The organism is Roseivirga sp., assembly GCF_965216855.1.
GTDB lineage: Bacteria > Bacteroidota > Bacteroidia > Cytophagales > Cyclobacteriaceae > Roseivirga.
Window position 1 is genome coordinate 4,342,153 of record NZ_OZ244204.1, and the last position, 25,431, is coordinate 4,367,583.

At 42.0% G+C, this 25,431-nt stretch carries 24 protein-coding genes; 13 read left to right on the forward strand and 11 right to left on the reverse strand.

Annotated elements, in window-relative coordinates:
- Window positions 1-281: 281 nt before the first annotated feature.
- Genes ACOOEY_RS19200 through ACOOEY_RS19210 form a run of 3 tightly spaced genes read right to left on the reverse strand, consistent with a single transcriptional unit; the run spans window position 282 to window position 1,728 of the window.
- Window positions 282-902, reverse strand: coding sequence for a hypothetical protein (locus ACOOEY_RS19200; RefSeq protein ID WP_420386345.1), 621 nt, complete (start codon window positions 900-902; stop codon window positions 282-284).
- Window positions 892-1,392 (reverse strand): RNA polymerase sigma factor, encoded by a 501-nt coding sequence (locus tag ACOOEY_RS19205; protein ID WP_420386346.1) that lies wholly within the window; start codon window positions 1,390-1,392, stop codon window positions 892-894. Before ACOOEY_RS19205 ends, ACOOEY_RS19200 begins: the two co-directional genes overlap by 11 nt.
- A 51-nt stretch (window positions 1,393-1,443) precedes the next feature.
- Window positions 1,444-1,728 (reverse strand): DUF1330 domain-containing protein, encoded by a 285-nt coding sequence (locus tag ACOOEY_RS19210; protein WP_420386347.1) that lies wholly within the window; start codon window positions 1,726-1,728, stop codon window positions 1,444-1,446.
- Window positions 1,729-2,122: 394 nt separating this feature from the next.
- Here ACOOEY_RS19210 and ACOOEY_RS19215 point away from each other — a divergent pair, with 394 nt between their 5' ends.
- Window positions 2,123-2,524, forward strand: coding sequence for a hypothetical protein (locus ACOOEY_RS19215; protein ID WP_420386348.1), 402 nt, complete (start codon window positions 2,123-2,125; stop codon window positions 2,522-2,524).
- A gap of 108 nt (window positions 2,525-2,632) precedes the next feature.
- Here ACOOEY_RS19215 and ACOOEY_RS19220 read toward each other — a convergent pair whose 3' ends face one another.
- Complete coding sequence (locus tag ACOOEY_RS19220; protein ID WP_420386349.1) at window positions 2,633-3,757, reverse strand: DUF2911 domain-containing protein; 1,125 nt, start codon at window positions 3,755-3,757, stop codon at window positions 2,633-2,635.
- A gap of 423 nt (window positions 3,758-4,180) precedes the next feature.
- Between ACOOEY_RS19220 and ACOOEY_RS19225 the strand changes: the two genes are divergently transcribed.
- From ACOOEY_RS19225 to ACOOEY_RS19235, 3 genes are all read left to right on the forward strand, one after another.
- Window positions 4,181-4,702: a lipocalin family protein gene (locus ACOOEY_RS19225; RefSeq protein ID WP_420386350.1), complete on the forward strand. Its 522-nt coding sequence runs from the start codon at window positions 4,181-4,183 to the stop codon at window positions 4,700-4,702.
- A 64-nt stretch (window positions 4,703-4,766) separates the two neighbouring features.
- A complete protein-coding gene (locus tag ACOOEY_RS19230; protein ID WP_420386351.1) occupies window positions 4,767-5,801 on the forward strand; it encodes a hypothetical protein in 1,035 nt (344 codons plus the stop codon).
- A 19-nt stretch (window positions 5,802-5,820) separates the two neighbouring features.
- The gene (locus ACOOEY_RS19235; protein ID WP_420386352.1) at window positions 5,821-6,303 is read left to right on the forward strand and encodes a hypothetical protein; all 483 of its coding nucleotides are present in this window, start codon (window positions 5,821-5,823) and stop codon (window positions 6,301-6,303) included.
- A gap of 31 nt (window positions 6,304-6,334) precedes the next feature.
- Here ACOOEY_RS19235 and ACOOEY_RS19240 read toward each other — a convergent pair whose 3' ends face one another.
- Window positions 6,335-9,505, reverse strand: a complete 3,171-nt coding sequence (locus ACOOEY_RS19240; protein WP_420386353.1) for an AsmA-like C-terminal region-containing protein — start codon at window positions 9,503-9,505, stop codon at window positions 6,335-6,337.
- A gap of 289 nt (window positions 9,506-9,794) precedes the next feature.
- On the opposite strand from ACOOEY_RS19240, the gene ACOOEY_RS19245 reads away from it, so the two are divergent.
- The 9 genes from ACOOEY_RS19245 to ACOOEY_RS19285 all read left to right on the forward strand — a co-directional run bounded on the left by ACOOEY_RS19245 (window position 9,795) and on the right by ACOOEY_RS19285 (window position 18,073).
- A complete protein-coding gene (locus ACOOEY_RS19245) occupies window positions 9,795-10,358 on the forward strand; it encodes a Crp/Fnr family transcriptional regulator (protein WP_420386354.1) in 564 nt (187 codons plus the stop codon).
- A 101-nt stretch (window positions 10,359-10,459) separates the two neighbouring features.
- The gene (locus tag ACOOEY_RS19250; RefSeq protein ID WP_420386355.1) at window positions 10,460-10,870 is read left to right on the forward strand and encodes a DoxX family protein; all 411 of its coding nucleotides are present in this window, start codon (window positions 10,460-10,462) and stop codon (window positions 10,868-10,870) included.
- Between the two features lie 19 nt (window positions 10,871-10,889).
- Entirely contained in the window at window positions 10,890-11,741 is an 852-nt protein-coding gene (locus ACOOEY_RS19255) for a hypothetical protein (RefSeq protein ID WP_420386356.1), read from the forward strand.
- A gap of 88 nt (window positions 11,742-11,829) precedes the next feature.
- On the forward strand, window positions 11,830-12,909 hold the full coding sequence (locus ACOOEY_RS19260; protein ID WP_420386357.1) for an NAD(P)H-dependent flavin oxidoreductase: 1,080 nt from the start codon (window positions 11,830-11,832) through the stop codon (window positions 12,907-12,909).
- A gap of 213 nt (window positions 12,910-13,122) precedes the next feature.
- Window positions 13,123-13,542 (forward strand): ester cyclase, encoded by a 420-nt coding sequence (locus ACOOEY_RS19265; RefSeq protein WP_420386358.1) that lies wholly within the window; start codon window positions 13,123-13,125, stop codon window positions 13,540-13,542.
- The gene (locus tag ACOOEY_RS19270) at window positions 13,539-13,874 is read left to right on the forward strand and encodes a GIY-YIG nuclease family protein (RefSeq protein WP_420386359.1); all 336 of its coding nucleotides are present in this window, start codon (window positions 13,539-13,541) and stop codon (window positions 13,872-13,874) included. Before ACOOEY_RS19265 ends, ACOOEY_RS19270 begins: the two co-directional genes overlap by 4 nt.
- A 444-nt stretch (window positions 13,875-14,318) precedes the next feature.
- Complete coding sequence (locus ACOOEY_RS19275) at window positions 14,319-16,241, forward strand: ATP-binding protein (RefSeq protein WP_420386360.1); 1,923 nt, start codon at window positions 14,319-14,321, stop codon at window positions 16,239-16,241.
- A gap of 237 nt (window positions 16,242-16,478) precedes the next feature.
- Window positions 16,479-16,790: a helix-turn-helix domain-containing protein gene (locus ACOOEY_RS19280; RefSeq protein ID WP_420386361.1), complete on the forward strand. Its 312-nt coding sequence runs from the start codon at window positions 16,479-16,481 to the stop codon at window positions 16,788-16,790.
- 2 nt (window positions 16,791-16,792) lie between these two features.
- On the forward strand, window positions 16,793-18,073 hold the full coding sequence (locus ACOOEY_RS19285; RefSeq protein WP_420386362.1) for a type II toxin-antitoxin system HipA family toxin: 1,281 nt from the start codon (window positions 16,793-16,795) through the stop codon (window positions 18,071-18,073).
- A gap of 70 nt (window positions 18,074-18,143) precedes the next feature.
- Here the strand turns inward: ACOOEY_RS19285 and mnmE are convergent, their stop codons facing one another.
- The 6 genes from mnmE to ACOOEY_RS19315 form a co-directional block, all read right to left on the reverse strand.
- Entirely contained in the window at window positions 18,144-19,526 is a 1,383-nt protein-coding gene (mnmE, locus tag ACOOEY_RS19290) for a tRNA uridine-5-carboxymethylaminomethyl(34) synthesis GTPase MnmE (RefSeq protein WP_420386363.1), read from the reverse strand.
- A gap of 763 nt (window positions 19,527-20,289) precedes the next feature.
- On the reverse strand, window positions 20,290-21,711 hold the full coding sequence (locus ACOOEY_RS19295) for a nucleoside recognition domain-containing protein (RefSeq protein WP_420386364.1): 1,422 nt from the start codon (window positions 21,709-21,711) through the stop codon (window positions 20,290-20,292).
- Window positions 21,711-22,481 (reverse strand): FeoB small GTPase domain-containing protein, encoded by a 771-nt coding sequence (locus ACOOEY_RS19300; RefSeq protein WP_420386365.1) that lies wholly within the window; start codon window positions 22,479-22,481, stop codon window positions 21,711-21,713. Before ACOOEY_RS19300 ends, ACOOEY_RS19295 begins: the two co-directional genes overlap by 1 nt.
- A gap of 4 nt (window positions 22,482-22,485) precedes the next feature.
- Window positions 22,486-23,496, reverse strand: coding sequence for a DtxR family transcriptional regulator (locus tag ACOOEY_RS19305; protein ID WP_420386366.1), 1,011 nt, complete (start codon window positions 23,494-23,496; stop codon window positions 22,486-22,488).
- Window positions 23,493-24,152 carry a metal-dependent transcriptional regulator gene (locus ACOOEY_RS19310; protein WP_420386367.1) on the reverse strand — a complete coding sequence of 220 codons (660 nt, stop codon included), beginning with the start codon at window positions 24,150-24,152 and terminating at the stop codon, window positions 23,493-23,495. Before ACOOEY_RS19310 ends, ACOOEY_RS19305 begins: the two co-directional genes overlap by 4 nt.
- A gap of 127 nt (window positions 24,153-24,279) precedes the next feature.
- The gene (locus tag ACOOEY_RS19315; protein ID WP_420386368.1) at window positions 24,280-25,398 is read right to left on the reverse strand and encodes a glycosyltransferase; all 1,119 of its coding nucleotides are present in this window, start codon (window positions 25,396-25,398) and stop codon (window positions 24,280-24,282) included.
- Between the last annotated feature and the right edge of the window lie 33 nt (window positions 25,399-25,431).

The window sequence follows — 25,431 nt, forward strand, 5'->3', positions numbered from 1 at the left end:
GCCAATACCAGAGGGCAAAAGCTATTGAGGTGATAATGAAGAATATAATATTCTTCAGCAGTTTTTTACTCATGTCTTTAACTATTTACTTGGATATTCCCTGACCGATAGTGTAGGGATCGTACTCAATATACTTTTTCCAAAAGTGTGAAGATCTGTCAATTGTGAAATTAGTGTTGTTTTAACCCTTATCAGTTGAAATATGCTATTGAAATAGGCCTGTTCTGGTACCTGTCATTAACCAATAATGTGTCAATATATGATGCCTTATTGCTCATAGGTTAGTTTTTATTGGATGTAATTTGATTTCTGAGTTCTTTTAAGTCGTTCTTCGTTTCTGTTGTTATAGCCTTATAATGATTGAATACCCATTTGGATGTTATGATTAGGCCAATCAGCGCAATGGGGATAAACCAGAGAACCTGATTGTTCCTTCCCTCAAAGAGGTTTTTTCCAGAAGCCAGTTTTAAGGTAACAGGTATGATTGAAAGCATAAGGATGAAGGAAAGTCCTATTCCCAAACGTTGTGCAAATAGAAACTTGTTGCTTCTTTTCGAATATTCAATTATCGTTTCAGTAACACTATATTCATCCATTTTAAGATTTCTCAATTTAACCATTGTTGAAAGCGTATAGATAGGTTGAAATACCATAATGGTAATTGAGACAGCAGCACTTATCTGAAGGCCCATTGTATCGAAGTACTTAATGTTCAAGATGGTGAGAATGGCTCCGGTAATCAGTACCAGTGAGCCGCAAAACTCATAAGTGAAGGCCGAGTTAATCTGATTCCTCTGCTTAGTCTTAATAATTTGAAATATAAGCTTCCCGTCAATTTCTGAGCTGTTGTTTGACTTCTGGTTAATATCTTTCCATGTACTTCTTAGTTGTTCAAATTCCATCTTCATCCAACTTAAGTGTTTCCTTAATTCGCTTCTTTATTCTACCTATTCTTGTACCAATATTAGATTTTCCTAATCCCACTATGAGGCTTATTTCTTCATGAGATTTGCCATCTAGATAACAAAGTATGATTGTTCTATCTATCTCATTAAGCCTTTTGATACATTTAGTAAGAGAGTCTAATTGTTCTTCCTTCACGGAGTCATCAGTTTCAGGAATATCCAATACCTGATCATTGATACTATCTGTGCCTTTTCTTTTTTTCCTTTTCTTCAGATGAACTATTGCGGTGTTGAGTGCTACTTTATATAACCAGGTAGATATTTTAGAATCTCCTTTAAAGGATTGAAAGGATTTCCACCATTGATAGATTATCTCTTGATAAAGGTCTTCCTTATCTGCTGTTGTATCGGTATATATCCTGGTTACCTTGTGAATTAATCCTTCATGCGTTCTGAGTAGGGCTAAAAAATCTTTTTCCAGAGACATTTTTTTAACGATCTGCTCTATTAGTTCGATCTGACTTCGGATTTCTTACAGTCATTGTTCTTTTGACAGGTAGACCGTTAGCTTTTTGAATGCCTTCTCTCTAAATGCAATCAACTCTTGATATTCCTTTGACTCAAATAGTTTTCTTAATGCTTCTTCGCTGGGAAAGCTGACTATCAAGATAAAGTCTGGCTTGTCCTCTCCAATGGACAGGTGTGAAACAGGGTATCTGTCCACAATTTCTGCACCTACCGAGGTATATAGCTCTCTCATTGAGCTGGCATAATGATCAAAGGCCTTTGGTTCTGCAGGGTTTACAAAGGCTATAACTATCATGAAAATTTTAAGATTCATCTTTTTATTGGATCAGTATGGAATGCTTCTGAAAAATCACATTTGAGACAATTTTTATAGCAAGAATTATGGTCAGCTTAGAAATAGAAGTGCACGACCGTCTGATCAGTTGTTTGAATAATTCGTACATCGCTTATCTGGTTTTGCACTAAGCCATTTATGAATAATGGAGTTTGGTAAAACTGATATAGCGTTTCTGTGATTTTTAATAAGATGTAGATACTAATCCGGCAGGGTCACAAAACGGCACGGTTGAAATCACTAGTCTTTATTCTTTAGTAAATGATTTAACCAATCCTGTGGCCAATGATTCGTATTCTGGAGGGCAACTTTGAAAGTGAGTCATTAATTACCTTGAATTTAAAATGATGAAAACATGAGATTTACCCGATTCGCGATCACCTTGAGTGTATTGCTCTATACAATAGCAGTTCCAGTTCTTGAAATTAATGATACCCACGTGTTCAATTCTGATTGGACGCCACATGTAAGGATTCATGAGGTTTGGCAACTGATCACAAATTCTTCGCTAGGAGTTTTATGCTTATGGCTTACATGGAAAAAAGGAGAGTACCTGGTTCCTTCAATTATCAGTTTATTAATAACAGGAGGATTTTTATTGTCATACTTGATTAAGAATCTTTATGGAGGGTCTATGAAGTACCTTGATGGAAGCGAAAAAGTATTGTTTGGAGTTAATATTGGAGTTTTAGGTTTCGGTATAGCTGTACTCTTACTGGCGTTGGGATTGTTCTTAAATGTGCGGAACAAGCAATGACCTGAGGTGGCTATTCAACCAGACTTTTTTAATTCAGTCACAGGTATATTAAACAATTAATGAATCGCATTTCTACCTCATAAAGAAATGCGATTCAGAAGTTGTTCCTTAGGTATTTTGTGACTTAAAATTCTTTATTCTGTCAACGAAACTTTCTGGAGCATCTTGAATAGCCATATCGATGTATTTTAGAAACTCATCTTTTTCACCATCGGCCAGATAGACCTGCGAAAGCTGGAAATGAACCCACCATGTATTTGCGTTTTCAGGAAACATATCTAAAGCTGTCAGGTAATTCTTTTTTTCTATTTCTCTCAGGTCGAAAGTATTAGCCTGACGGCCAAAGAACATCATCATGTTTAGGTTTGGAGCCAATTTCAAGGCCTCTGGCAATAAGCTCTGTGCTTCTTCTTGTTGATTGTTTAGAGCTAATAGGAGAACGTTTGTTGTTAGGTTAGGGAAGTTCCTGATTCCTCCATTCTGTTCGTTTACAGCAATATTTGACCAGTATAGTGCTTTGTCAAGATGAATTCTATTGTTCAACAAATACAGCGCTGCGTTTTGATGCCAGTTACTCTTGGTTCCGAAATTTATAGCATCAAACGATAGTTCGTGATCCAGTAAACTCTGATAAGTTAGTTCCTCTGTGTTGACCTCGAGAGGTATTGAAATCTGTTTATCACTCCACGTCACACTAAGTATTGATGTATTGTTGGTTACACTATCAAATGCATATGTTAATTGTTCAACTGGATGCTCCAATGAATTCACTTCAGCATTTACTTTCAGTATGACATCTTCTTCTGCGTAGTGAATGGATCCCCATCCATTAAAGTTTCTGGAAAATATAATGTCGGCTACACCATTTTCGAAGATGGCTCCAAATAGAGCATATTTGCCTGCTTTAATCTCCTTTCCGGCAACCTTTAAATCATGAGTAAATTCTATTGTGGTAGGGTCGTTGGCGCCCATTCTCCATGGCGCGGAAGGACTACCATCTGAACTGGGTGAATTATAACCATATGGAACTACTTGTCCCCATACTGTCCTGCCCCTCATACTAGGGCGGTGATATACAACCGAAACATCTGTTATACCTATTCTTTGTGTGATACTGGCCTGGGGACTCGGTCTTGGTAAATCCTGAGATAATCCGGTGGCTGAGCAAAGCAAAAACAAGGTGATCAGTACATGTTCTTTTCGAAAAATTAAAGCTACTTTCTTCAAATTCATAATTCTGTTTTTTGATTCAACTAGTTGATTGGTAGCCCGACAAATAGATAAAGCACACATGAATAGAGCGTTTTTTATGAATGCCTTTTTGAGGAGGATAGCGGTATATTGTTCGTTTTGATGGTCATTGTGATTTTTCAATACTAATCGATCTGTGAGTCAGTGATGTCTGCATATCCTACTCGTTGTCACTTTAAAGGCTTTGTCGGCTGAGGAAACATTTGCATTCACAACTAATGAGTTCAAAAAGCCATCTTCATCTCTTAGTGCACCCTTGACTGACTTTTGGTAAGAACATGTACTGATTCCACCTTCCAGGTGAGGTGGTTCTGGTTGAGTTAAAAATAAAACTCACTCAACATGTGATTTAGAAAGGTTTGTTTATACAGATATCAACAAAAGAGATTCTTTAAAATCTTGTGTATGAAAAAACTATTGAATCCGGGTAGTGCGCTGTTGTTGTTTGCCGTTCTTTTAACTTCCATGTTTCTGGTATCATGTGATGATGATGACCCCTCTGATAAAGAGGTGAGCTTGGCTGGTGTGTGGACTTTTTCCAGGCTTTCGGCTGAGGTGTTAATTAATGATTCTCCGCTCTTTGACTGGTTGAAGAATGATATGGGACTTACAGATGATGAAGCCGATGAGTTTGAAAACCTATTCATAGCGTCATTGACTGATGAGTTTCGGGGTACGATCAGCTTTAATGAAGACATGACATATTTATCGGATATGGGTGATGAGCGCGAAACGGGAGTTTGGAGTTTAGCCGGCTCAACACTTTCGCTTAGTCCTGCCACAGGATCTTCAATAGAACTGGAGATAATACAATTGGAATCAGGAACCCTGGTATTTGAATTCCAGGAAAATGAAAAAACAGATTTTAATGGTGACGGAACCGAAGAGAATTTAAACTCTTCACTAAGCCTCACATTCACTCGATAGTTGAATTACCGGACTTGGCTTTATTCATTGTTAAATCACAGAAATGGCCTTAGAGTTTGCCTAAATGAAGTCGTATTTCATCCAATACATGGTCCTCTCCATCCTTTTGTTCTTTCTGTCCAGTTGCGATAAAGATCAGAATATGGATGAGGGCAGTTATTCCTCCTCCCAATTTTCAAGTGAATTTATTAATAGTGAGGTATGGGATAAAGGCAAGGCAGAGATAGCATACTATTTATTGAACCGAATAGACACCCTGTATCAAAATGGACAACTTCATATAAGCAGACACTCCGATACATTCGAAATTTCAATCGTCAAACAGCTTTATGACTTTACTCATTTTAAAAAAAGTATGGGCTCGGGTAACAATACCGCTGAAGTCTTCAGTGTGATACAAAGAAGGATCAAGGGGCCCTTATATTCAGGCCAAAGCGCGAGTAGTAGCATACATTTACTCAAGAAGAACCTGATGCCGGTCAAGGTCTCTATAGCTGAATATAGCTTAGAAGGAAATTCTTTTAACGAGCAAAGATTCAGGAGCGGGACGATAGAGCAGGTAACAGTTGGAGATGGAGCAAAGAAGTATGATGCTCAGTATAATCTGGATCAGAACTATTATTCTATTGAACAAATTCCTCTTTTGGTCAGAGCACTTGATTTTTCAAAGCAGTCTGAATACAGTTTTCCTATAGTGAATATAAGCTCAGGTGAATCAGCAGTGACCAGGTTGTTTTTCGGAGATAACAAATTCGATGTAACGATCACTCTGATGGGAGAGGAAGAACTGGTCGAAACTGGAGGGATAAGGTATGTGAACAAGGTAAAGGTAAGCTATCCGAATGATGTGTTTCCTCCCACAAAGGTATTGGGTCACATGATTCCGGCCGAGGAGTTCTATTTTATTTCTAAAGATCAAACAAGACAAATCATAAGAATAAGGAGCCGTTCCGGGCAGTTTAAAAGCTTACAGAATGAAGTAAAGAGCAGCTATACATTAGATCTATTGGGAAGTTCATTCATAGACTGGTGGAATATGGGGGAGAACCTGTATCTGAAACCTTTTTTGCGTAAAGGAATTGATGGAAAGTCTAATTAGAAATTGAAAGTTATAAGATATGAAAACAAAAAATGTATTGATTAAACTGTTGATTTTCAGTCAAATGGTGTTTTTGGCTTCCTGCTCCGATGAGGAACAGGGCAGAGAGTCACTTATTGGTTATTGGGAAGTTGAAGAGGTAGTTTCATCTCATGGTTATTTTTACGAGGATGGAGGTCATGATGGTTTAGATGAAGTGGTCAATACAAATGACCCCGGCTTTTTTGAGTTTAAAGATGATGTAGTCAATTACAGTCTATTTCGGGATGGAACGCTTTATCAAGGCAGTTCAGAATGGTTCTTAACTGTAAAGAAGGAACGAAATGGTTTCAACAGGAATAAAGTATTTGAAATTACCATTATTGATCTTACCGATTTTATTGTTGAGTTTGGTGATAACACCAGAAACTCTGAAAAGAGAGCCAAAACAATGGATTGGCTTCACTGGCCTAAAACAGAGGGACAGAATGTTGCTATTCAGATGTTTCTTAAAAAGAAATAAACAGCATATGATATGGTCGGAGATTGATTATTCAATTCCGGGACTTACGGCCTAAGGAGACATTATAGTCTTCCGTGGTACCGGAAATATTCACGGTGATAAAGGTCGTTCGCCTTGACTCATCGCGATACTGAATTTCGTCTACCTGATCTGAATTGTCCTGGTTTTTTCTGCCAAATAGCTTTTTGAAGCCAGCCCTGGTGACCACCTTAAATGGAATGCGCATGGTATAATCCATGTTCAGATCCAGACCCTGCCTTCCTGATATCTCAAAGTAACCCAACGAGGTGTTGATATTCATGTTAGGGATAATGAGATCGCCATTTTTCAGGCTTAGCTTGTTTTTCAGGGTGTCGAACCTGACGAGGTTGAGGTTTTTATCTGTGAAGTAACTGGAAAGCGCCTCAAAAGGAGTGAAGTTAACCAGACTCCCGTTCAGTACTTCGATGTCAATTTCCAGGTCCGAAACATCTGTGGCAGGAATCAGGTCAGGGTGCATGTGTATTTTGCCTGTCAGCGTTCCACTCAATTTGCCGTGTAAGTTATTGGAGATCAGCTGGTCCTGGCCAAAGTTGTCGAACTTGAAAAGCAGTTTGTCCAGATCAACATCCTTCAATTTCATGTTTGGACTAAAGTAGATTTCATCAGGGTTAGAGCCATTGAAATAGCCATTTAGGTCCATTTGGCCCCCTGCAGCCTGCAGCGATAGTGTATCGACATAGATGTAGTGATCCGACTGCATTCTACCCTTGAGCTTAAAATTGTCCAGCAAATAGCGATGGTAGTTCAAATGATCTACATCCAGATTGAACTCCATATTGGCAAATGGCAGGTCGAAGATGTTAAATCCGGCCTCATGATCTACTGTAACGCTGTCCGACTCTTCAGAAGGCGGAGCAAAGGCAAAGAGCTGATCGAAATCCAGCCTCTGACTTCTCAGCGAGAACTGGTGAGAAGCATCCGTAAGACTATCCCGATGATAGACCAGGTCAACCTCCAGGTCAGTGTTTCCCAGTTTTCCTCCCAGTTTTTTCACCTCAAGTAAAGTACTGTCTACATAGATGTTGCCACTAAAATTTTGAAGCCGCATATTGTGTTTTTCTGCTCTTGCTTCAATTTTATCTAAGGCCAGCTCAACAGATTGCAGCTTATTTTCAAACTTCATCCGGCTTAAACCATGCACCTTCAGGTCTTTTAGAGATTCATGTCTGTAGTCTTCAGGCATATAGTTTTCCCCGCCATAAGAAAACAGGTCTTCCAGCTGAATCAGAGAAGAGTTTAGATTAAAATCTATACTGGTAATTCCTTCGGGCTCATTTTCAAACCACAGGTTATAATTTTCCAAAGTACCATTGAAATGAAAGTCGCTCTCATCGAGTATACCCGTGAAGTCGATGACCCTGAAATCGGTGGAATCGATCAACACATCGGCATTAAAATCGTGCAATCGATGGGGGTAATGAGTAAGTTGAGCATTCAGTTCGCTAATGAAGAATTCACCCAGAGGGAGGTAGGGCGACTCAGTAAAAGCCCTGGCAGAGCTGGTCAACTTAAAACCCATGGAAAGGTCCTTTATTTGCTCATTGAAACCCACTGTATCCTCAGCTGTGCGGGTGAGTTCCTGAATGTCGAGCAGTGATGATTGAACCTTCAGGTGCACATCGACCGGTAGATTCGTATGATGCAGAATAGCCGGAAGGTCTGAAATACTGGCAGACAATGAAACATCGGAATTACCAGCCTTTAAGCTGAATTGGTCGATAACCGCCCTGTGCCCGTCCATGGCCGCATGAATATTGATATCTCTAAAAGGGAAGTCCAGATCAGGACTTACAAAATTGAGATCCTCAACTTTTAGTTCGGTGTAGTAACTCTCATTCAAACGCTCTATGGCTTTGGTCGGATCATTCAGGTCTATGATATCATGGAAGTTCATATCCAGCGCCACTTTCCCTTTAAGCTCCCGGAGGTTTTGAATATTCAGAAAGTCCGCCAGAAACTCCAGGTTGAACTCAGAGTTCAGGGTCATTTGAATATCAGGCGAGTCGAAGTTTTCGATGCTTACGCCACCTCTGAAAGTACCCGTTTCCGGCCTGGCCCGAAAATCGGAAATCTTCAGCGACATGGTTTCCGGAGTATTCAGTTCTCCCGTGGTAAAATGACCCTTAAAGAATAACTCATCCACACTTTTGCTGACGGCTACATTCTCCACAAATGCCTCTTCGCAGCCAAAGTCGATTTCCACATGAGGAATCTGTCCATTAGCTGAAGGGCCCTTGATTTGGGCATCAAAGAATACACTTCCACCGTTGTCATATCGGCTAAGCAGGGGACTATACTCTTCGGGAACAAAGGCGAGGAACAGATCGAAGTTCGGTTTCTGTCCGCTGAACTGCAGGTCAAGTTCCATGTCCTGGTTCACTTGCACCGTTCCATCCATTAAGAACTCCGCCTTTTCGATCATTAATTCCGAAGGGTCAAGGTCGAGGATGCCAGTGGTCAGGTCATAGTCAATTCCGGTAGAAAGGGCCAGATGCTTGTGATGCAGGAAGGAAGTGTCGCCATCCAGTATCAGGTTGAAAAGCATTTTGCTGTCGAACCGGGCTTTGATATGCTTGTCTGAGGTAGAGACGCTGGACTGGATGTTTTCTATAAATACTTCTGCAAGGATATTATTGGACTCATTGATCTTGAGCAGGTCGATGTTGTTCATCTCAAAAGCATCGAGACTCAGGTGCAATGCTTCCCCCGAAGTTTCGGGTGCTTCTTCTTCACTTTCCACACTCAGGGCATTCATTACATTGAAACTGCCATCCGTATGCTGAATCAACTTGATGAAACCATCGCTCAATTTGACTTTATGAATCTCATAGGTTCCTTTGATGATGGAGACGATGTCGAAACCCACATAGACATCCTGAATACTCACCAGGGCTTCGCTACTGTCTGATTTGTTTTCGTATATGGCAACGTTCTCCAGGTCGATGGATACATAGGGGAAGTTCGCGAAAGGGGAGATGTGGGAGTCTTCTACACTAAACCGACCACTAAAGCCTTCATTGAGGCTGCTCAGGGCCTGTTGTATCAGCTTGTCTTGCTGGTTGTAGGCAATGCCGGTGACTGTAGCAATGAGTAATAACAGAATGACCAATAGAATACTGATTGCTTTTAACCACCGCCTGGTTTTTGCTGACCTTACCATACGTTTTGAAAATAAAGCACAGCTTCCAGAATGGCTAATGTCAGGTTATAAAAATGTCTGTATCATTCTTAACTATTTGAAGTTCCCGTGTGGGATGTCTCCATAATGGATTTTGAATAATGCCAGATGAGAGCCTTCTAAGGTAAAGGTTGGTCAACGGAGTCTTGAGGCCTGATGCAATGGAGTGAATGATGCTTTATCTTTCAGCGATCAGTAAAATGGACATGGTTTCTCCATTGCAGTTTTGCAATTAAAGCCTTTCTTTAAGCGGTTTATAAGTTGAACAGTTTTGGATCATCCTTTAAAGAAGCACATCGAAGAAATTACTCCCATCTCAGAAGAGGACTTTGACTATTTGCTCGGACATTTCTCAATCGTCACGAAGCGTAAACATCAATATATAGTTCAACAAGGAGAGCCTGTAGATAAAGAGTATTGGGTTGTCAAGGGGCTGGTCAAGTCCTACTTTGTTGACCATGCCGGAAAGGAACACATTCTCATGTTCGGCATGGAGAACTGGTGGGTTACGGACTATGATGCTTTCACCAATCAATCAGAAGCCAAGATATCGGTTGACTGTTTAGAAGATTGTGAGTTGTTATGCATTGATTTCCAGAACAAAGAGAAGTTACTCCGTGAGATGCCTCTATGGAATAAATTCTGGGCTTATAAAACCAAACAGGGATATATTTCCCTACAGAACAGAGTCTTATCATTATTGAAGAATACTGCTCAGGAACGCTATGAAACATTGTACAGGGAATACCCTCAATTATTTCAGCATGTCCCCAAAAAACTACTTGCTGCCTATCTGGGGGTCTCAAGGGAGACTTTGAGCAGATTTCAGTCCTGAAAATGTGTGATATAGGTCACTCCAAATTGGTGATATAGCTCCTGTTAGCTGGCTCGTCATTTTATTCTTTTTGCATCATCAAAACGAATCAAAAAGACAAAATGATGAAAACAGAAAAACAACAAGACATTGCCTTACTAATGCTCAGACTATTAGTAGGTCTTTTAATTATCCTTCATGGAATTGGAAACTTATCTTCCGGATATGCCTTTATCGGAAGCGTTATGGAAGGTGCTGGCCTTCCCAGATTCTTTGCATTTGGCGCATTCATAGGTGAGATCATAGCACCAATCCTGATCATTATAGGCTACAGAGCCAGAATGGCCAGTCTGGCTCTGGTTTTTACCATGTTTGTAGCAATAGTCTTAGCTCATGCAGGAGATATACTGGCACTCAATCAGTTTGGCGGATGGGCCATTGAGTTGCAGGCATTTTATCTCTTTACCGGTTTATCCATTTACTTCTCAGGTGCAGGTGCTTATGCCATCTCGAAAACAAACCGTTGGGATTAGCCAAAGTCGGTTTTTGTTTATGCGTAGGCAGACGTTCCTATCAATCATCTGTTTGATTGGTTTTTTGAATGCGGTGGAATGCCGCGGACAAATTCAAAATATACCTGTCAATGAAGATGTCACGATAGACAGGCTCTATTTCGGGCTTCTCTCTGAAGCCCTGGTTCAGACCAAAGACCTGAAGCAGTCAGGTCATCTCACTGTTCAGGCCGGAACCAGGGTAAAATGGTCATTGATTCCTGACAGGCTGGTTATCAGATCTTTTGGGGTCTTTCAACTGGTTGGTGGACAGGAGGTTAAGAGCTTTACCAATTTTGAGTCAATCTTATCACCGGGTAAGAGGTGGAACATACATGTTGGTGTTATGGCTACTCCAACTACAGAGTTACGCCCCAATCCTTCCACCTGGCAAAGTCAGGTGGAAACCCATGCTGAGAGCACCATTCTTGGAGGCAGGCCGGGTGTTAAGGTGAGATACACTTTCATGAATCATCTGGAATTGGTTTCAGGGGTTCATATACAAAATGAAGAGCCGGCCTATCATTTGAAGCTGGCCTATAAAGCTCTCACTTTATCCGGCTTTATATCGGCTAATGACTCTTTCCTGGCGATGAAATGGAAAGACGGCCTGTCAGATATAGTGGTGACTTATGATAATGACTCAGTTGCCTTTTCAGGCTTTCTCAATGTGTTTGATTCTGTCAGCTTCTATACCGATTTGGTTTACGCTGTTGAAGGAGATAAAAAGATCTCAGGTACCTGGGGCATGAGAAAATATGTTTTGAGTGAGGGCCTCGTTGAAGGCTTTTTCTCGCTGAGCTATAATCAATTAAGAAAGCAGTTTCAGGCCGGGTTCTTCTTACATATCTGATCGATACACATGCATATCAATAAAGAGATTTGCGAGGAACAATCAAGTATGATTAAGATCAATGAGTTGAATATTAAAGCAATTTCTAATGTGGAATAAGACAAGAATTACTCAATTACTAAAAATAAAATATCCGATTATTCAGGGACCTTTTGGCGGAAAGTTTTCCTCCGTCAAACTGGTTTCCTCAGTTTCTAATTTGGGGGGGATGGGATCCTTCGGTTTAAACTCCTATTCTCCGGAGGAGATTCTGGAGATTAATGAAGACATCCGTTCCCAGACTTCAAATGCCTATGCCTTGAATATATGGGTGCCGCTGGAAGATGATCCTGCTGATACCTATACCAAAGATGAGTTTGAAGAAGTCAGAAATAGCTTCAGTCAGCACTTTGACAATGTAGGGGCAACACTTCCTGACCAGATGCTTGGAAAGGAGCGGGATTTTGAGCAGAAAATTGAAGCACTGCTAAAAGCTAGTCCTCCCGTAGTCAGTTTCATTTATGGCATTCCCCCGGCTGATATAATCAGCGAATTTAAAAGACGGGGTATTGTGGTGATGGCTGTTGCTACCACCGTTAATGAGGCCCTGATGATTGAAAAGTCCGGGTTAGATATTGTCATAGCCTCAGGAAAGGAAGCGGGTGGTCATCGTGCTTCCTTTTTGGACCTTCCGGTAGACATCAATCACCTGGACTCGACTAATGCATTGGTGGCTAGGATTAGGAGTAAAGTGAATATCCCTGTTATCGCAGCAGGGGGGATAACCACCGGTTCCGATATTGTTAAAGCCCTTCATGCTGGAGCAGATGCAGTTCAGTTGGGTACAGCATTTCTGGCTACAGAAGAATCTAATGCTACGGAAGAACATAAGGCAAAGCTCTTGTCAGAAGACTTGTTTATAACAAAGCTTACCAATGTTTTTACTGGTAGAATGGCCAGAGTTATTGAAACCGATTTTGTAAGAGAAATTGATTTATCTTATAAAATTGCCCCTTTTCCTATCCAGAGTAATTTCTTGAGTGACCTTAGGGAAACCGCAAAGCAGCAGGGCAATTTTCAATATGAGGCCTTTTGGTCAGGTCAGCCATCTCAGCCTATCAGGCATAAAACTACCTCAGGCTTATTTAAGTCTTTGCTCCATGAGATTGACTGGGAACATCAAATTTAACAGGGGCGTGAGACAAGTTATTACTTCTTGATAAACATACGCCTTAATCACGATCATTAACCAATGTTAATGATCGTGATGTCTTTTATGCTCAATCTTAATACTTTCGAAGCGGGTTGGCTCTTTTTCCGGATAATTGAATTTTTGGAACCCTTGAATTGAGGGGTAAAATAGGGGGAATAGCGATCGGTTAAATATTAGATGAAATAAGAAATGGACAAAGCATCGTTCCTCAGGGAATTCATGGGTGAGGTTTGGAATAAGAAGAATCTGGAGAAAATTGAGCACTACCTGCATCCAGAATACAAAATACATCTCGATCCGGGAGACTCCTGGGAAGGGAAAACATTATCGCATTCTGAATTCAGGGAGCGCATGGAACTAGGGTCTTTTGTGCCGTTCCCTGACATGAATTTTGAAATTACTTCCACTATAGAAGAGGAGAATTATGTGGCTGCCACCTGGATATTAACAGGGACTAACCTGGGGCAGATTGGGGGATATCCTCCCACCAAACGATCCATTAATACCAGGGGAATGACTATCTACCATTTCAAGGATGGCCTGATCAATGGACATACCCAAATCTTCGATAGAAGAACAGTTATGCAACAATTAGGATTTATGCCATGAGTATAAAGAAGGAGCTTAGGGACGAGTACAAGCTGATGAAATTCCCAATGGGTGTTTTTCAGGTAGTTTGCACGGTTAATCAGAGGTCGTTGATAGACCATAGTACTAATATGGAGTCGAAATGGAATCGCCATAAAACAGAACTTCGGTTTGGAAGCCATCGGAATAAGGCTTTACAAAACGATTGGAATGCATATGGCGAGGATAAATTTGTGTTTAAGGTACTGTCTGAACTTGAAAGAAGTGAAGACGAACATCTCAATTACAACCAGGAATTAAAAACACTTCAGAGCCTGATTACGGAAGAGTATGGTATGGAAAATACTTACTAAGTCATTGGTTTCTTGGTTCAATTCAATTGAATATGTTTATCTTCATTTCTTTGTAGATAAACACCTTTTCCAAAAATGCCAGAGTGTCGTAATGTTGGCAGAGACCAATTGAATGAATTAAATATTCGAGTTCCACCTGTCTCCGAACAAAAGGCCAGTGCCTATATAGGTAAGCTGGATGATAAGATTCAGCAGTTCCTAGTATAACTAGTGCTCAACTAAACAGCATCGATATTTTATTGCCCATTCAGACAGTTTTGGAATCATTTGATTCACTTGTTACTAAGTACTTCAATAAGAAGGAAGCAAATGAAAGGGAAGCTGAAACCCTCACCCAACTGCGAGATACTTTATTGCCGCATTGATTAGTGGGAAGGTGAGGGTGTTGTAGGAAATGACAAAATAGATTTAGGTAAAAAATTCAACAATTAATTATAAACACATATGAAGCTTAAAAGACTCGTTATTAGTGGTTTTAGGAGTTACAGTCAAAGAACTGTATTTGATGTAGGAGACTTAAATGTCATCATTGGAAGAAATGATGTCGGGAAGTCTACAATATTAGAAGCATTAGATATATTCTTCAATAACAAGCCAGATAGCAATGACCTATCAATTGAAGATGGCATTAGTGAAATAGAAATAACATGCATTTTTAATGAAATTCCTTCCCCAATTACTCTTGACCAAACCTCACCTACAAGTCTCGAATCAGAGTTTTTGGTCAATTCAAGGGGCGAATTAGAAATTAAGAAACAGTTTTCATTTACTGCAACGGGGATTGTATCCGAAAAGGTCTTTATTGTTTGTGATTATCCAGACAAAGAAGAGCTAAATAAACTGATGGAGATGAAAAACACTCCTTTAAAGACTCTTTTCTATAGGTTGGAGTTAGAAGAAGAAGGTGTAGATAAGAGAAATAACGCTGAACTTAGAAAGGCCATAAGAGATCATTATTACCCTGATGGCAATGTGATTACCGCGCCCAAGGACTTACAGATAGAAGGTCGACTCGATAATGAGGATAACAGAAAAAAGATTTGGTCTAATCTTAAAAAATACTTGCCACTTTATTCTCTCTTTTTTGTTGATAAGCCACTGAATGATCAAGACTCGGACATTCAAGACCCCATGAAGGAGATTATAAAAGAGGTGCTGAAGAGAGAAGAAATCTTACCTCTTTTGAATGGTTTGAAAAAGGCTGTGCAAGAAGCCTCAAGTGCTCTCGCTGATGATACGATAACCGAGCTTAATAAACTAGATTCTGGATTAGCTGAAACTCTGCGATCTAGTTTTCCAAAAGAACCCTCTTGGAATACTATTTTTAAGTTGGCATTAGAGGATGAAAGAGGAATTCCATTAAACAAAAGAGGTAGTGGATTAAGAAGACTTGTTCTTCTGAGTTTCTTTCGAGCGCAGGTAGAAAACCGAAGAAGCGACTCTGCTCCAGATATTATTTATGCATTAGAGGAACCTGAAACCTCACAGCATCCTGATTTTCAATTGATGATTGTGAATGCCTTAAAGGAGCTTTCGGAAACAGATAATGCTCAAGTTCTATTTACCACGCATAATTCAAACTTGGCAAAGGAAATACCAAGAAAAGCTCTCAGATATATCTATAAAGATCTAGATGATAATATTCATCTTGAAAATGGAACGAATGCAGATGGAACTGATAATGAGGAGATTATTGACAAAATAATTGAGACATTAGGGGCTTTGCCTGACCCAAAAAATAAGGTTAAGGTTCTAGTCTTCGTTGAGGGTGAAAATGATATCAATGCTTTAATCAGATATAGTAGAATACTTCATGAAGAGAACAATGATGTTCTATACTTAGAGAATAATGAAGCTGTGGCTTTTATCCCAACTGGTGGTTCCCAATTGAAACATTATATCGAAAAGAAACATTTGGATGGCTTGTTACAGGCACAGGTACATATTTATGACTCTGATAAGCCTGAATACATAGCAGCGGTTGAGGAATTAAATGCAGAAGAGGACCCTAGAAAAGTTGGGTTCAATACTTCGATGGATGAAATGGAGAACTTTCTACATCATGAAGCAATACAAGAGGCTTACGCAGATTTAAGAATCAATATTGAGCTTGAAGAGATTGATGCACAAGATGTACCACTTTTAGTTGCAAGAACAGTGCACGAAGTCCAAAGCGTTGTTGCTTGGGATGACATTGACGAAGACCCAGTTAAGAGAGAAGAGAAACAGAAAAGGAAGGTGTCTAGGGCAAAAAGATTACTGAATAAGGAAGCTATTGATAAAATGACCATAGAGAGAATAGATTCTAGAGGAGTCAAAGGTGAAATAATTGAATGGCTAGAAACTATAAACTCATTTATTAACTAATTATGGCTAATTCGAACCAAATCAACTGTCCCAACTGCGGTACAGCTATGGATATACAGGATATTCTGTGGCATCAGCTAGAATATAAATAGATAGGTGGAAGAATTGTAGTAGATGCCTTTAGATCTTCTGATCTGAAGGCAGGAGTAATTATAAAAGTTCCCGATAGAGATAGTAGTTTTTAATGTTTCAAATATGATACAAAAAATATTATATTTGTCTCATATTTAAAATATTATGACAAACAGTGGTCCTGTATTACTTCCTAAGCTGGTACGTATTTTAGCGGATGTTGGCGATCAGATAAAACTGGCTAGACTCAGACGGAAGCTCAGTGCTGAGCAGGTGGCAGAAAGAGCTGCTATAAGCAGATCTACCTTGGTGCGCATAGAAAAAGGAGATGCTGGTGTAAGTATCGGTAATGTGCTGAATGTACTAAGAGTACTGGGGCTTGAACAGGATTTTCTGCTCTTAGCAAAGGATGACGAGTTAGGCAGAAAAATACAGGATGCCAATTTAGAGACCAAAAGCAGAGCACCTAAGAAATAGACATGGCTCAACCTTCCAATCATAGAGAAATTTTGGTTTATGCCCATTGGGAGTCATTGGAAGGTCCTCAATTGGTTGGGGTATTGAGCTCTGATCGGGTCAGGGGGAATGAAGTATTTTCATTTAGTTATCATCAAGACTGGCTGAATAACCGATATGCTCAGGTGATCGATCCCGATCTGCAACTCTTTTCAGGCCGACAATACCTTGCCGAGGGCGCTAAACCCAACTTTGGCGTCTTCACAGATTCATCTCCCGACAGATGGGGCCGTGTGCTCATGCGTAGAAGGGAAGCTGCCATGGCCAGACAGGAGCAAAGGGCTGCACTAACGCTTTTCGAAACAGATTATTTATTAGGTGTTTATGATGAGCACCGAATGGGAGCTTTACGATTTAAACTGTCAGAAGAAGAGCCATTTTTGAGCGATGACAGAAACCTGGCGTCACCTCCATGGACTTCCATCCGCCAATTAGAGGAGATCAGCTTAAAACTGGAAGAAGATGATGTGGTGGACGATCCGGAGTATTTGAATTGGTTAAACATGCTCATTGCACCTGGTTCTTCCTTAGGCGGTGCCAGACCAAAGGCCAGTGTGGTTGATCCTCAGGGGCATTTATGGATTGCCAAATTCCCAAGTAAAAACGATGAAGGGAATATAGGCGCCTGGGAATGGGTTACCTATCAATTGGCCATTGAATCGGGTATCAATATGGCAGAAGCTCAGGCCAGAACTTTTTCTTCTAACCATCATACCTTCCTGGCCAAAAGATTTGACAGAAGCGCTGTGGGTGGAAGAATACATTTTGCCTCAGCCATGACTATGCTCGGTTATGCAGACGGCAATGATTTTCATGATGGTGTGAGTTATCTTGAGTTGGTTGAATTCATCAGTACCCATGGTGCCAGTGTGAAGGCCGATTTGGAGCAACTCTGGAAAAGAATTGTCTTTAGCATGTGTGTTTGCAATACAGATGACCATTTGAGGAACCATGGTTTTATATTGACCAACAGAGGCTGGAAGTTGTCTCCGGCCTATGACATTAATCCGGTTGAAACAGGTGCAGGTTTGAAACTGAATGTTTCTGAAAATGAAAATGCGATAGACTTTGATCTGGCTTTAGAAGTGGCACCCTATTTTGGATTGAAAGAAAAAGAAAGTTTGGAAATAATTAACGGCACCAAAAGAGTAGTGAGTAACTGGAGAGTATTGGCCGAAGAAACAGGGATATCGAGAAATGAAATGGAATTAAAGGCCAATGCTTTCAGGTTGGTCAATGGATAAAGATCTCTGAATAAAATTCAAGGAAGTTTTACTCGAACAAGCTCAGATTTTCAACGGAATAGATAGTTACTTACTTCCCGATACAAAATTTCGAGAAAATATTCGCCAGCAGATCATCTGTTGTGATTTCTCCTGTGATCTCACCTAAGTAGTGCAGGGCCTGGCGGATGTCCATGGCGACAAAGTCATTAGTCACCTGGTTGTCGATGCCTTCGATGACATTCATCAGGGCATTTTTGGTTTGCAGGAGGGAGTCGTAATGACGGATATTGGTGACTACGGTATCTCCCCGTTTGAACTTGTCCAGGTTGACGAGTTCGAGGATGCGGTCTTTTAAAAGCTCTACCTGTTCAGGAGAGTTGGCAGAGAGGAAAAGCATATCCGGATGTTGTTCCTGGAGCTTTTCAACCAGGCTCTCATCCACCTTGTCCAGCTTGTTGCCAACTTTCAGGAATGGCACTCCGGTGTTTTCCAGCACATTAATTTCCTTGTTCATCTCTACAATATCCACCTGCGAAAGATCGAACAGGTAAATGATCATAGAGGCGGTCTTCATCTTAGCCTGGGTGCGTTCCACACCAATCTTCTCGATGGCATCAGTAGTTTCCCGCAGTCCGGCCGTGTCGATAAAACGGAAGGCTACACCACCGATGACGATCTCATCTTCGATAAAGTCGCGGGTAGTACCGGCAATATCGGAGACAATAGCTTTTTCTTCTTTCAGCAGTGCATTGAGCAGGGTAGACTTACCGGCATTGGGTTTACCCGCAATCACGGTAGGCACACCATTCTTGATCACATTGCCCAGGTCAAAGCTTTGGATGAGGGCATTCACCACAACCAGTAACTTGTTGACCAGGTCTTTCAGGTCATCGCGGCTGGCGAATTCGACATCTTCTTCGCCAAAATCGAGCTCCAGTTCAATCATGGAGGCAAAGTGGATCAACTCATCGCGGAGTCTTTTAATCTCTCCGGAGAAACCACCACGCATCTGATTGAGTGCGGTATTATGGGCTGCTTCGGTATCGGCATTGATGAGGTCAGCTACTGCTTCTGCCTGGGCTAAGTCGAATTGCCCGTTCATAAAGGCGCGCTTGGTGAACTCACCGGGTTTAGCGGGACGTGCTCCCTTTCTGATCAGCAACTGTATGATTTGCTTAATAATGAAGCTCGATCCATGGCAGGAGATTTCTACCACATTTTCCTTGGTAAAGGACTTGGGAGCTATGAAAAGGGAGATCAATACCTCATCGAGGATGCGATTGTCCTCATCCCGGATTGTCCCAAAATGAATCGTATGCGACTCCTGCTGAGTCAGGTCTTTTCCTTTAAATACCTGATTAGTAAGGTTTATCGCATCTTTTCCGCTCAGGCGGATTACCCCAATAGCACCAATACCCTGAGGGGTAGCCAGTGCGATAATGGTGTCTTCATTTTGCAGGAGATGTTGCATGGGGCAAAGATAAGTTTTCGATTGGATAGCTGCTTATGAATCGGGGCAAATGCTTGATATCTCTTACTTACCCTTTCCATGCTGAGCGAAGCCGAAGTATCCGCCATAGTGGGTTAACCGTGCTTCTGTTGGCTTATTGAGTAAAGGCAGATCCCTCGTATCCTCGGGATGGAAAGAGTGGGACAAACTTTTCATGCTGAGCGAAGCCGAAGCATCTGCTTCATCTGGCTAATCATGCTGTCGCTGGGTGAGTAGGCGAGGTAAATCCCTCTTTTCCTCGGGATGGAAAGAGTGGGACAAGCTTTTCATGCTGAGCGAAGCCGAAGCATCTGCTTCATCTGGCTAATCATGCTGTCGCTGGGTGAGTAGGCGAGGTAAATCCCTCTTTTCCTCGGGATGGAAAGAGTGGGACAAGCTTTTCATGCTGAGCGAAGCCGAAGTATCTGCTTCATTTGGCTAATCATGCTTTTGCTGGGTGAGTAGGCGAAGGTAGATCCCTCGTATCCTCGGGATGGAAAGAGAGGGACAAACTTTTTCATGCTGAGCGAAGCCGAAGCATCTGCTTCAGCCGGCTAATCATGCTGTTGATGGGTGAGTAGGCGAAGATAGGTCCCTCGTATCCTCGGGATGGAAAGAGAGGGACAAACTTTTCATGTTGAGCGAAGCCGAAGCATCTGCTTCATCTGGCTAATCATGCGGTTGCTGGTTGAGTAGGCGAAAGCAAATCCCTCGTATCCTCGGGATGGAAAGAGTGGGATATCTCTTAGCTCAACAAGTGCCAAAACTGGGTAACCAGAAAACACACGACAAAACCCATAATAACCGGAAGTATACTGGCCACTGCCGTCCACTTGACACTTTTAGTTTCCTTATAAATGGTGTAGATGGTTGTACTACACGGATTATGAAGCAGACTAAAGAGCATCAGATTAACTCCTGTGAGCACGGTCCAGCCACCAGCCATCAATACATTGGCCGTGTCAAGGGTAGAATCCAGTTCGAACATGACGCCATCACCGCTACCATAACCAATCAGGTTAAGGTTAGCCACTGTCAGCATCAGGATAGTGGGGATAATGATCTCATTGGCAGGAATAGCAATGATATAGGCGAGCAGGATTACTCCATTCAGACCTAAAAACAGACCAAATGGATTCATCCAGTCAATCAACTGATTGGCCAAAGTAAGTTCACCCACCTGAATATTGGAAACGAGCCAGATCACTGCTCCTGCAGGGGCTGCAAATATCACAGCTCTCCAAAGGACTATCAGTGTTCTGTCGATAATGGAGGTATAGATGGTCTGCCAGAATCGTGGTGGTCGATAGGGAGGAAGCTCCAAAGTGAAGGTGGATACTTCACCTTTCAATACCGTTCTGGACAATAACCAGGAAGTCAGGAACATAAAGCCAACACCGACCAGGGCGATGCCGATCACTGAGAAAGCGGCTATTGTGCCTGAAAGAGAGGCGGGCACCAGGGCGCCAATAAAGATGGTGGCAATGAGTATTTGTGTTGGCCAGCGGCCATTGCAAAGGGAAAAGTTATTGGTGATGATGGCGATTAATCGTTCTCTTGGGCTATCAATGATCCGCGTGGCGATTACGCCTGCGGCATTACATCCCCAGCCCATACTCATGGTGAGGGCCTGCTTGCCATGGGCTCCGGCTCTTCTGAAGAGTGCATCGAGGTTAAAAGCTACTCTGGGCAGATAACCGAAGTCTTCCAGCAGGGTAAACAGCGGGAAGAAGATGGCCATAGGAGGCAACATCACGGAAACTACCCAGGCAACCGCCAGGTAAATGCCATCAATCAACAAACCATCGAGCCACCAGACCAGATTGATACTGTCTGAGAAGCTTTTCAGCGCAGGGTAGGCCGAGTCAATCAATAAGTTGAAGAGCAGGCCAGAGGGGTAATTGGCTCCCGTTATGGTTAGCCACAGCACCACGGCCAGGATACCGATCATGATCGGGAATCCCCACTTTCTACTGGTAACAATTCGGTCAATTTTGCTGTCAAGGGTATAGTTTCTTTCCTTGCCGGGCATTTCAATTGACTTCGAGGCTATTTCAGAAGCATCGGTATAAAGGCTTTCCGTAAGCTTATCGTGGAAATTGTCTCCCAATTTCCAGCGTAGCTCAGAAGCTAATTGCACAATGCTGTTTTCCGATTTCTTATCCATTAGACTAACTCCTTCAATTCATTGTTAAGCACTGCTTCCGTTATCCTTTCATCGCCTTCTAACAGCCTGAAGGCTACCCAGCGGCTATTGGGCAAACCGGGGAATTGCTTCTCTATTTCGGCTGAAAGTTGGTTAACTGATTCTTCCACCTGGCCTGAGAGGTTTTTCACCTTGCGGGGTTTGCAGATAATTTTGCCGGAAGCCACATCGCTGATGGTGGAAAGTAGCTCAGGAATACCTTTCTGCGTTCTGGCAACGGTTTCAACCACGGGGATGCCCAGTTTTTTGGCCAGCTCACGCTGGTCTATCTTGATATTGTGTCTTTTGGCCTCATCGACCAGATTCAGGCATAATACGGCCTTGCTGGTAATTTCAAGGATCTGCAATACCAGGTTCAGGTTGAGCTCCAGCCGGGTAGCATCGGCTACAATGACCGTTACATCCGGCTTGCCGAAAAGAATAAAGTTTCTGGCCACTTCTTCATCCTGAGAAGTAGAGAGCAGGGAATAGGTACCCGGTAAGTCGATGATCTTGTATTTCTTTTCATCGAACTGATAGGCGCCTTCGGCCCGAACTACGGTTTTACCCGGCCAGTTGCCTGTATGCTGTCTTAGACCCGTGAGGGCATTGAATACAGTGCTTTTACCGGTATTGGGGTTGCCTGCCAGGGCAATGACATAGTCTACATCAGCTGTATCTATGCCCAGTTTTTTGAGGCTATTCACATTATGAAATGCACAATCATCACATGCGGAACTATGCGTTGTCATAGGCTTAGCTTTTATTAATTAAAATCAAATCTGCCAGTGTATTTCTTAAGGCTATGGAGGTATTTCTCACCCTGTAGGCTACAGGGTCCTGTAGTGGACTTTTGAGGTCTACTTCTACCTTGGTGCCCGGAAGTATGCCCAGGTCTAGTAAGCGCCTTCTATTGGCGCCTCGACATTCTTTCGACAGGCCAATCACTTCGGCTGTCTCTCCATATTGCAGTGCTGACAGTCTCACTGCATTTTCCTCGAAGATTTCATCTTCGCTCAAGGCTTCCACATGAATGTTGGCGGCCACAATGGTTGAAAAGCGATGTTCTTCACCTTCGCAGACAAAGCTGACTTCATTGTTGTCCTTTTGTAGTAGCATCACATGTGAGCCCACAAAGAGCTTATTTTCCAGTATTTGCTGGTAGATCACCCCCGGCTCATCTTCTATGTGTGTGATTTTGCAGGGCTGATTCATTTCAAATGAGGGGAGAGGTACCCACTTCACTTTATTCATTTCACCGGACTCGCTGGGAATAGGGTCGCCATGCGGGTCGAACATGGGGTTGCCCAGGAAGGATTCCAGCTTTTGAGCTTCTTCTTCGCTGATCTTGTGCTCCATCTTTTCAGCCAGGTGATGCCATTCACTGGCCTTGTGTCCTGTGCGTTCGGCCAGGTATTTCTCCCATAACCGGTGAATCCGTATGATTTTCAGGGCGTATTGTCTTCCTTCCTCAGTCAGCTCAATCTGGTTGTCGTGCAGGTTGATCAGCCCGGAGCCAGTCATAGTCTCTATGACCGGATAGATCTTTCTTCTGCTTAATTGAAGGGCTCCGGCCAGATTATCGAGGTTGGCGCTGCTTTTACTTTGCTCTACATGGTAAAGCTGTTTGAGAATATCTTCAGTAATGGTTTTCTGCTGATTGATTCTGCTCTCCAACGGATTTCTGGAGCTGAAAAACCGATAGGCCAGCCATATGGCGATTACCACGCCAGCAAAAACCAATAAGTTAATCAGTGCAGGGTTCATAGCTCTTCTACAATAATGTGTTCTGTTACTTTGCTGGAAAGCGTAATGGGATTAGCTCCGTCTATCTGAATAGAAAATGAAGCATCAAAGTCATGGAAATCAGTCACTTCCAGCTTGGCACCTAATGATATATTGATCTTGTCGAGGTAAAGCAATAAGTCGCTGGAAGAGTCTTTAGCACATACTACCCGACATTTATCACCAGGCTTTAACATACTGAGTGTGGTGGTGGGAATAGGGGCCAGCTCTCCGTTGGCATTGGGTATTGGGTCGCCATGCGGATCGAACTTAGGAAAGCCAAGGTGTTCATCGAGTCGCTCTATTAACTGGCCGGACTGGATATGCTCCAGTTGCTCGGCTACATCGTGCACTTCATCCCACTTGAAATTGAGCTTCTCCACCAGAAATACCTCCCATAATCGGTGTTTACGAATCACTTTAAGGGCTATTTCTTTACCCTTCTTAGAAATTCTTACACCTCTGTATTTCTGGTATTCTACCAGTTTCTTCTTAGAAAGCTTTCTGATCATATCACTTACCGATGCCGGTGCTGTTTTCATCTCTTCAGCAATGGCATTGGTATTGACACTGTCCTCTCCCTGGTTGGAAAGGTGGTAAATGGCTTTCAGGTAATTTTCTTCAGATAAACTATACACAGCACTCAATTTGAATGCAAATATAAATTTAGTTTTACCTAAAAAAAAGATATAGCAAAGCTAATTATAAAATTAGTAACACTTGGTTTGTCAAATGATGGAATAAAGAGAGATAGGCAGGGGATGATTAAGAAAATTGACCCATAAGGTCGAGGAGGCGTGTTTTTTCACTGTACCAAAGGCTGTCATTGGTATTGCCCTGCGTGTAAAAGTCAGTGGTTTTCATCTTCTCAAGCAATGTCTGTGCATCGAAGTCCTGTGGATCTACTTCAATAGCGGCCTGGTATTGTGCACAGAATTCTATCCAGGTAGGATTATTAAGCAGGAGTATAGGGAGCTGATTGGCGGTGTACTCGAACAATCTGGTGAGAATCTTCTCGTCATTGGTGCCATTGTTCGGCTTTTTCAGAACAAAGCCGAAGTCTGCTTTTTGAATGGCCTCTACAATCTCCCGATGTGGCACCAGATGATCGCCTCCATTGAGTTCAATAAAGTCGTGGCTTTCTATCTCTTTATGCAGCCGCATCAGGTCTTTCTTCAGCGCACAGTAACCGACTATCCGCAGCTTAACTTTGGAGTCAATCAGGTGGAGGGATTTGGTGATGTCTATGGCATCGAAAATTCCATTAGACTCAGAGATAGTTCCGGTGTAGAGCAAGTCGATATGACTGGGGTCCGGATCGCGATATGCAGTAGATTCCTCTGGTTGCGGTGCGTACTTATTTTCGATAATGGTTCGGCTGGAAGAAAGGAAGGGGAGTTGTCTTTCATATATCCTTTCGGCCAAAATATAATGGTCTATCAGGGGCCTGGACAACCACTCTTTTAGCCTTACCCAGGTAGCCAATGGCCACCTGAGAAGAGCAGGGAAGACATTAGTTTCTCTGATGTTTTTGGCATAATTCTCCCGGATATCATAGATAAATTTGCCACCAAATAAAATTTTGTACCAAAACGTAACTATCAGTAATTCATGTGTATTAACTATAATTACTTCAGGTTTAAGTTTAACTAGTTTTCTGAAGATTCTCCAGGGTTGAAAAATACGCGCCATGCTGGTCCGGGTGAACGGCCCATGCGGATAAAAGCTGATACCCTGAGACGATCTGACATTTTTTGAATCAAAGCCTATGATATTAATATCATATTTATTTGTTTCAGCCATCGAAAGGCCGAACTTCTCGTACATCCGGGTGTCATCTATTGGCTTAAGCAGCGAGGCAACGACTACTTTGGTCTTTTTCATCAATTGAATTAAATATAAAATTTTCTACGGTAT